Origin of the sequence: Nitrospira sp. (assembly GCA_016788885.1) — a bacterium.
Lineage (GTDB): Bacteria > Nitrospirota > Nitrospiria > Nitrospirales > Nitrospiraceae > Nitrospira_A.
In genome coordinates this window covers 81,381-90,931 of the sequence record JAEURX010000016.1, presented here as the reverse complement: position 1 = coordinate 90,931, position 9,551 = coordinate 81,381, and the positions used below count along the sequence as shown (strand labels likewise).

Annotated in this window: 4 protein-coding genes; all 4 read left to right on the top strand. The window is 65.2% G+C overall.

Features of this window, described 5'->3' with window-relative positions; translation table 11 throughout:
- Positions 1-751 (top strand): hypothetical protein (locus JNL86_04845; GenBank protein MBL8042229.1); only part of this gene is annotated, 751 nt, incomplete at its 5' end.
- Between the two features lie 20 nt (positions 752-771).
- Complete coding sequence (locus tag JNL86_04840) at positions 772-3,381, top strand: hypothetical protein (GenBank protein ID MBL8042228.1); 2,610 nt, start codon at positions 772-774, stop codon at positions 3,379-3,381.
- 20 nt (positions 3,382-3,401) lie between these two features.
- Positions 3,402-4,211, top strand: a complete 810-nt coding sequence (locus JNL86_04835; protein ID MBL8042227.1) for a hypothetical protein — start codon at positions 3,402-3,404, stop codon at positions 4,209-4,211.
- Between the two features lie 20 nt (positions 4,212-4,231).
- Complete coding sequence (locus tag JNL86_04830; GenBank protein ID MBL8042226.1) at positions 4,232-9,550, top strand: hypothetical protein; 5,319 nt, start codon at positions 4,232-4,234, stop codon at positions 9,548-9,550.
- Position 9,551 lies beyond the last annotated feature (1 nt).

Genomic DNA, 9,551 nt, shown 5'->3' with positions numbered 1-9,551 from the left:
CCGCCTATTGATGGGGATCTCCTTCACGGGACGGTTAGCCGGACCGACACCCTGGCAGGTGGAGGGCAAGGCGTCGATCTCGCTGCTGTTCTTCTCGGTCTCGGTGCACTTCTCGCGGACGTTCGGCAGCACGACCGCGCCACCGCTGCCGGCCGCGGTGGATGTCATAGGCTTAGTCGCGTCAGCCCTGGCCGATCGGCGCAATTGGAGTGGGGCTGTGCCACGGAGTCGTGCGCCGGTCGTCACGATCCGGGAGACGCCGCCGCCGGGCAACGGACTACGCGTGCATCCCTGGGCAGAACTGACCATGAGAGAGCGCATTGCGCCCTTGAACCGGCGGCTCACGAAGCTGGGCACCGCGCCGCTGGTCGGCGGGCCCACGACCGTGACCGTCACACTGACCGATCGCGTCGGCACGCAACCCTGGAGGACGACGCCGGTGTCCGAGCCCTTCGCGGTGGCGCAGTATGAGGATTTGCGGGAGGACGAGCAGTTGGCGCAACCGGCGTTTGTGCCCTTACAGGGCGGCCTTACCGTGGCGGCCGAGGACGTGGCCGTGGACGACGACGACGGCCTCAGCACGCCGATCGCGTATGAGACCTTGCTGATTGATCCGACGCGGCCGCCGGAGCGGCCGAAGCCGGGCTATGTGCTCTCGGCAGCGGTGTTGGCGCGCGTCGCCCCCTTCGGCGCTGCCGGTCAGGCACCCGCCCGCACACGCCGGCGAGGGAAAACTGCTGTCACGTTGTAATACAACAGGAATGAAGAACCATGCCTGAACAGATCGCCGCCACCTATCGCTTCTACTCCTGGCTTCGCCAAGGACTCCTCGCGGGCCTCTCCGGACCCGGCGGGTCCAGTCCTGCCACGGCGGGGCGTCTCGCGTTGCCCATCCGTCTGCGGGTGAACGACCGCGCACCCATCGACGTCAACGTGCAGCTCTATGGGCCAGGCGACATCACCGGCTTGGACGCCCGTGAGATCATCCGCACGGAACCCCATGCCCACATGACCGATTTCGAACCGAACTATTTTCCGGCCATTGAATTCGATCGCCCTGACTTTCCCTGGCTTTTTACCCCGGCAACAGCGGACAGCGCGCGGCGCCTGCGACCGTGGATTTGTTTGATCGTCGTCCCTCAGGATCGAGCCACGCTCAAGACCAACCAGCAGCGGCCCTTGCCGGCGATCACCTGCGCCGTTGAAGACTTGCCCGACCTCGACCAGTCGTGGGCCTGGGCCCACGCCCAGATCGTGGCGGAACAACGCTCGACGCCCGATCCTTCTCCGCGGGCCACGCTGCAACAGATTCTCAACGACCACCCCGAACGCACGCTCTCGCGGTTGCTGGCTCCGCGACGCCTCGATCCCAATACCGCCTACTATGCCTGCCTCGTGCCCACCTACGACGTGGGGAGGAAAGCCGGTCTCGGCGAGCCGATCAAGCCTGAAGATGAACAGGCCTTGAAACCGGCTTGGGCAAAAAACGCCGCCGGCCCGGTCACGTTGCCGGTTTTTTTCCGATGGGAGTTTCGAACAGGCCTTGCGGGGGATTTCGAATCGCTCGCGCGCCGCTTGAAAGCCCAATCCCTGCCGGCCACGGTGGGCTTACGGCCGGTGGACATTCGCACGCCCGGCTGGGGCATGCCCACCCTGCCGACGGGCACTCCTGGTGGCCTCCTTGATTTGGGGGGAGCCCTGCAGACTCCGGAGACGCACCCGCGTGAGTGGCCCGATGAACCACGCAAGGCGTTCCAATTGGCCCTCGGCACCATCCTCAATGCCCCGGCAGTCATGACCAACACCAGCGGAGCCCCCACCCTTCTCGGCCCGCCGCTTTATGGACAATGGTACGTAGACCGGGACAGCCTGCCGCCGACCGATCAACCGCCGCACTGGTTCCGCGATGTGAATCTCGATCCGCGCCACCGCATCGCAGCCGGCATCGGCACGACGGTGATCCGCAACGAGCAGGAACCGTTGATGGCCTCGGCCTGGGATCAACTGGAACAACAACGCCAGGATCGACAGCGGCTCAAGCGTGCGCAGTTGGCCGAAGCCGTCGGCGAGAGCCTTTCGAAGAAACATTTTGCCGCGCTCAACCCGGCCGGACTGCTGCAACTCACGGGACCGGCGCTGCAGGCGCTGACAGGAATCGCGTCACCATCCACGACGCCGGCAACCGGAAGCAGCAATCTATTGTCCGGGCATCCGGCTGTGACCGGCGCCTTCCGCCGCCTGACCCGATTGAATGGCCCCATCGCCTCCCACGCCGCCACGTTCGATGGCCTGCGGCTCCCCAGCACATCGCCTGCCTCAACGGCAGCTCAGGCGTTTCGCCCGCTCATGCAATTCTCCGTTGCGACCAAACAGCGGCAAGCACCGGCACTGCGCGAATGGTCGGAATTGAAGGTGGAAGTCTTGCGGCGCCTCTCGCCGAAAAAAGCGGTACTGGCCGCCGTGCGCAAATCGATGCCGACCGTTGAGAACACTGAGTTGACGATGTTTGCGCCGAGTTTCCCGCAGCCGATGTACGAACCCTTACGCGACTATGCGCCGGACCTGCTGTTACCCGGCATGGACCAGGTGCCGTCGAATACGATCGCGCTCCTGAAGACCAACCCGGCATTGATCGAAGCCTACATGGTCGGGCTCAACCATGAGATGAGCCGCGAGTTGCTTTGGCGCGGGTTTCCGACCGACCAACGCGGCACCTACTTCCGGCAATTCTGGGACGCCGGCGGCGATGAACTACCCACGACCGACGCAGAGCGTGAATCCCGCTTCGACATCACGCGGATCACTACATGGGCGGCGGACAGTCGTCTCGGCTCGCATAGCGCGCGAGGGGCGGCGGTGGGCCAGATGGTGCTCTTGATCCGCGGCGACCTCCTGCGGCGTTATCCGAGAGCCATGGTGTATGCATTGGAAAGTGTCTGGTCGCCTGACGGCACGAAGCGCGAGCTGGGCACCACCGAGCGTTATCCGATGTTCCGCGCGACGCAATCACCGGACATCACCATGCTCGGCTTCCCGTTGACTGAAGATCAGGTTCGAGGAGCGGACAACAAAGCCGGAGGGCATCCGGGCTGGTTCTTTGTGTTGCAGGAGCAACCGACGGAACCGCGATTCGGTATGGATGTCGCCACCACCTATGGCGGCACACCAGCCCATTGGCGTGATCTGACGTGGGGCAACCTGGCGCCGGACGAAGCTTCGCTCAAACAGATCGTGTATGTAAGGATCGACGGCTTGTTGAACAACATCGTCGTCGATCAGATTCCTTGGGGAAAGAACTCGGCACAGATGGCCAGCATCACCAGACAACCGCCGTTCCGCGTAGCAGTCCATGCCAGGACCTGGCTGCCGGGCCGGCAGTAGGAGGGGAACAACACGACATCATGCCCTTTTTGGAACAAGAAACCGCGCGACTCCAAACGGCCCTGCAGGCCTTGGCCGCACAACAGACTACGTTGACGACACAACTCACCACCCAGCAGCAGGCGGTGACGGCGGCGCAAACTCAGCGCACCACGGCACAGAGCGGCGTGACCCAGGCCCAGGCACGCGTGGGGCCCTTGCAGGCCGCAGCAGACGCGGCGGACGCACAGGTCGCAGCGGCGCAACAGGATGTGCTCGATGCGTCCGAACCGCCGCAAGGCATCCCCCCCGCCACGTGGAGAGTGCGCCTTGCCGCACTGCAAAAAAAACTCACCCAGGCAAAAACCGCCGCTACCGCGGCCCACGCCAAGGTGACCGAGGCACAACAGGTCGTGGCACAAGCCCAGGCACAGGTGCAGGCAGCGGACCGTCAGGTCGCGGCGGCGACCGCCGCGGTGCAAGCCACCCAAGCCGCGATCGCCGCCATCGAGCCTCGCCGGCAGGAATTGCAAAGGGGACTGACCGAGATTGAGCGCATGAACGCCGAGATCACCCGCGATCCGCTGGACAGGGCGACACTGCAACAGGTGGCGGCGCAACTCTCGGCCCGTACGGCGACGTTGGAAGACTCCCATCTGGTGGCGCGATTCGAGTTGGAAGATGCCGAAGTGCTCCTCGCAAACTTGCTGAGCCGGCGCACGGAGCTGACGACGCTCCTCGCCAATCTCGCGACGCAAATCCCGCAAGCGGAAGCGCAGGCGGCCGCGGCACAACAGGCGCTGGCGGAAGCGGAAGCGGAAGTCACGACCCTCTTAGGCGAAGGCCCATAGGCCAGGAAGGCGATTGTCGCGTGAGACCGATTGAAGAAGGATCAGACATTCCTCCACGAGTGCCGCCGGCGGTGCTGCGGGCCTGGGCGGCCAAGTTACGGCAATTGCAGTTGGCCCATGACCGGGCCGTCGCACGAGCCCAGGCGGCGCAACGGCGGGCCGCCGCGCTCATCAGGCAACGGGCGCTTTCCCAGGCCGAGTTGGGTCAGGTCAACACACAGATCACGGCCACACAGGATCTGGTGGCTCGCAAGAAGGCAGAGGTGGCGGCGCTGTCGGCGCAGGTCGACGAGCATCGAACCGCCCGCGATGCCGCGACCGCCCGCCTCCTCGGCACGGATCGTCTCACCGGCACCGTCGCCACGACCCATCCACTCCTGCTGTTCCCCGTGCGCGTGGAAACTAGGTTCACGGCGAGACGCGAAGCACCGGGCACCGATCTTCTGCTCCGCGTCTATCCCGACGACATCCATCTCGACAGTCACGAACCGGCGCTGACGGAAGACGAGGAACGTCGCGGCAAGGAGTTCTGGGCACATGTCGCCACAGCTCCGTCTGGAACCGACCGGCAAGAACACATCAGGCAAGGCTGGCAGCGACTCACAGAACTATTCGGCAGCACCCGCGCCGCCTGGATCGCCAGACAGCTCGATCCTTCACAGGCCGCAACGGTCACCCGCCGGGACGACAGTTGGACGCGCGCCCCCCACACGCAGGTCCTCCCTGATCGCTGGGTCGCCATCGGTTATCGCGGCGACAGGGCGCGTATCACCGCCTGGGGCAAGCAGATCCCCGAGACCGTGGCGGTCGGGCCTGACCCACGGAGCACAGACCCGCTCGGCGGGAATGGATTGCCGCCCGTCGATGCCGGCATGCGGTGGATTACCGAGTTCGACGTAGCTGAGTCGATCGGCATGGGTCTCCGTATTCCCGTCACGGAGGAAGACGCCCAGGCAGGATTCGACCGCATCGTCGTCCTGGGCCTGAAGGCCTCCTGGGATGCCTCCGCCACAGCCGAGCAATTGGCGCAACTGTTCGATGTGCACCATTACACCGGTGGCCTTGCCCTCGTGAAACAACAGGTGCCGACGAACAACACAGCAGACGCCTCCGCCGGCTATCGATCGACCGACCGCAACGCCGCCGACAGCATGGGCATCGAACTCGGCGCCTCGTTGATCCAATCCGGATCGGATGGTGACCTGCTGGCGAAGGCCCTGGGCCTGTCGCCGTCCGTCTTTGCCCATGTGGGCGGAGCCGACGGAGCGGAACAACGCCACGCTTCACTCATGCAGGCGGCGCTGCTCGCGCTGTGCGACAGTCCATTGTTGCGTCAACTGCTCGGCACAATCGGCGCAGACGTGCTGCGCGATCATGTTACGAAGTTCGTTCGAGCCCGTGGCCCACTCCCCGCTCTCCGTATCGACAACCAGCCCTACGGCCTGCTGCCGGTGGCGGCACTCGACCGCTGGACCTCGACGACCGACCAGGACCAAGACAACGCGCTGGCCACCTGGTGGAAGGCCCAGCGATTGACACGTCGAGGCCAGATCCCCCAGGCACTCCAGACCACGGTGGAATCCAACCCCGTCGTGCTGCTGGCACAGGACGCGAACGCCTCCCGCTACACGTTGCGGGAGTTTCCTGAAGTCTCCACCCAACAACCGCCCGTGCCACAGCAGCTCCTCACCGCTGCTTTTCGGACCCTGCTGCTGACTCGCGCCCTTTCGACGACACACGAGCCGGCCTGGGATGAACTGACCAGCTTGCCCGAATCGATTCGGCAAACACTGCTCGCAGAAGCAATGGATGTACTCACCTATCGCCTCGATGCCTGGGGCACGTCGCTGGCCACCAGGCGGCTGGCCGCCCTGCGGCAGGCCACGCCCACCGGTATCAGGCTGGGCGCGTATGGCTGGCTGGAACAGGTCCGTCGTGCGGCCCTGCTGCAACCGGTCTCCACCCCACCAGAGGGCGTCACCGCGCCGGTCTCCCGCTCGATACACAATAAGGGTTTCGTGCATGCCCCCTCGCTCGGACATGCGGCAGCCGCGGCCGTCCTGCGGAGCGGCTACCTCTCCGAGGAAGCGAATCGCGCAGCCGGCGCATCGCCCTTTGCGGTCGACCTTTCGTCCGAGCGGGTCCATCGCGCCAAGTGGCTGCTCGACGGCGTGCGTCACGGTCAATCCTTGACCGCGCTGCTCGGATACCGATTCGAACGCCACCTCCATGAACGCGGCTTGGACCGGTACATCCAACGCTTCCGCGCGCTCACGAGCTTCACCTACACCGACCGCTTCGCCGACATCCGGGACACCCTCACGCGCGCCGAAACACTGGCGCAAGAGGTGACGCTGCTGATGGCGCAACGGGACCAGGCCTTGCGACGGGCGGAGGACGCTCGCGGACTGAAGGCCGAACGAGAGCGCCGCGAGCAAACATATCGAGCCGCACTGGGAACGATCGCCACACTTGCGCAGCAGGCCCAGGCCGCACAGACACAGGTCGCGCAAGCGGCCCAGGTGCTGGCGCAACAACAGGCAGCCAAACCGGAGGGCAAGGTGCTTCAACCCTCGGCACGGCGTTATGCCGTTCAGTTGTTGGAAGCGCGGGATTTGGATGATTGGGAGAATCGCGTGGACCAGCTGACCCAAGCCCAGGCCACTGCCGTGGCTCAGGCAACCGCCGCCCAGCAGAACGTCAACGCGCAGGAAGGTTCACGCCTGCTCGCGGCACGAGCCCAGGCCAAGTTGCTCAATGCCGCCGATCCGGATTCCATTCCGGCCGCGCAACAGATGGCCGCACGACAGGACACACTCGCCGCCGAGTTCGATCGTCAGGCCCTCGCCAAGGAAGGCGGGCAACGAGGCAAGGCGATGGCCGACCTGGTCGCCGCACGGACGGCCCTCACCACGCGCCTCGCCGCGCAATGGAATGAGGCGCTGAAATCCCTGCCGGCAGCGGCCGTGGTCGACGGGCTGGCCTTGCATCGTCGATGGACGGCGAGCCAACAACGCCAAGCGCCGCAAACGCCTTGGGATGTCACGACCATTCCGTTCGGCAACACGACCTTGGGATTTCCGCCTCCCGGCAGCCCCGACTTCACCGCGCTGGTGGACGTGCTCAAGGCACTCGATGATCTGGTCGATTCGGTTGGAGACAGCGTCGTGGCCGAGAGTGTGTACCAGCTCGTGCAAGGCAATCCGCTTCGCTCCGGCGCCACGCTGGAGGCCATCGCGGCGGGGGACGTGCCACCGCCGGAGTTGGAGGTGATCCGCACGCCGAGGGGCGGCATCGGGTTGACACATCGCCTCTGCACGCTGTTCCCCGCGACCGACGGAACGGCACCGTCAGGCTGGCCGACGAATAGCCCATCGGCCCGTGCCCAGGCCGAACCGATCCTGAACGCCTGGGTGGCCACGCTGCTGCCCAACCCGTCCCAGGTTCGTTGCAAGGCGGAGTATGTCAATGAGCAGGACGGGCAGATCGTTCAGACCGTCGAAAGCGCGCTGACGTCACTCGGGCTGGCGCCGCTGGATGCGATCTATCTGGCGGAGGGTAACAGTCGCGCGCAGCAGGCTGAGTTGGAGCAACGGTGGCGGTTCGTGCTGCACCAGACTCGTCCCGCCACTGTCCCGCCGGATGCGCTCATTCGATTACAGTTCGGCCGCGACAACAGCTGGGGCGCGGAGATCATCGGGGTTGCCGAATGGTGTGACGTCGCGACCACGGTGCGACGCCTGCTCAGCAATGCCCGATCCCTGGACGGCCGCGACCTGTCGTTGCCTGAATCACCTGCTGATTCAGGCCTGGACCATGACGAGTTTGCCGGCCGTGCCACCCGCGCGTTGCACGCGTTGACCGACGCGCATCGAGTTCTGAACGGCCTCCTCCCAACGCCACCATCGGACGACCTGACTGCCGGCCTGGACGACGTTCGCCGCGCCCTGCTTGGCTTGGCGAACTTCGGCATACCCAGTGCGGTTCCGTTGGACATCGGCGGAACGGGATCGGACGCGCGATCGGTGCTCCTGGCTCAGGCACGGTCGGTCCTGCGTGAAGTGCAACGGCGCATGGACCGTGTGGCCGAATCCGATCAGAACTTTGTGCGTGCAAACGCCACCGCGGAAGAACGGCGCGATCATGACCTGGCGCGTATCCGCATCATCTTTGGCCAGGACTTCCTGGCGCTGCCTCGGGTGACCGCGACCAACGCGGCACAATTGAATGAGTCCTTCGGCGCCAGCCTCTCGCTCCAAGGACAGGACCCCATGGCCGCCGTCACCTGGTTTCAGCGTGCCGCCTATGTACGACCCGGTGCGACACGTCTGAACGAGGCCATGCTGTATGGAGAAACAGTGGGTAGTGCCGCACTCCGATTCCACGTCGGCCAACTCCCCTTTCAGGCGGAGGATCGCTGGGTGGCCTTGCCGCTGGCGCCTGACCAGCCCCTTCCGCGAGGGCGCCTCTCGCTGGTGGCGCAGATGTCGTCGCCGCAACCGCCCCGCTTCGATCAACCCTTCGCGGGGCTCTTGATCGACGAATGGGTGGAGACGGTACCGAGTCCGCGCGAAACGACGGGCGTAACTTTTCATTACGATCAGCCTAATAGTGCCCCACCGCAAGCGCTGCTGCTCGCGGTGCCGTCGGATCGGCGCGCGACCTGGGACCTCAACAGCCTGGAAGCCGTCCTGCAAGACACGATGGACTTGGCTCGACTCCGCACCGTCGCGCCGGACAGCGGCGAGGAACTGATCTGGGTGGAAGACCAACTGCCGGAAGGCGCCGCTCCTTTGGGCGATGGTGAGACCTGGACCTGGATTCGCATGAAACCGGAACCGCTATCCGGCAAGCGCGCCCATCAATCGATTTTCGCGGCCGGCATGCACCAGCATTTTTTCCAAGGCGCCAAGGTGCCGCTGTTCGTCAATGTGGGGGACCGCCTGTTCGCGCACATTTACCTCGATCCCGCGCGTATGCCTCGACAGGTCATGTTGCAGTGGAACGACGGCACGTGGGAGCACCGCGCCTATTGGGGTGAAAACCTCATTCCGTGGGGCACCGACAATACCGTCAGCCGCCAATACATAGGCCCCCTGCCCCCGCCCGGTCGTTGGGTGCGGCTCGAAGTGCCCGCCGCCACCGTGGGGGTCGAAGGACGGATCGTAAACGGCATGGCCTTCACCCTGTTCGACGGCATGGCCACGTGGGACCGCGCCGGTAAACGTGCGCTGCAACCGGTGGGGTCAGGTGAGCAAGATGCCTCCGCGCCCGCACTGCTGTTTACCGGCGGCTCCCTCGACTTCACCGGCGTCATCGATCCAGCGATAGGAGCATAGG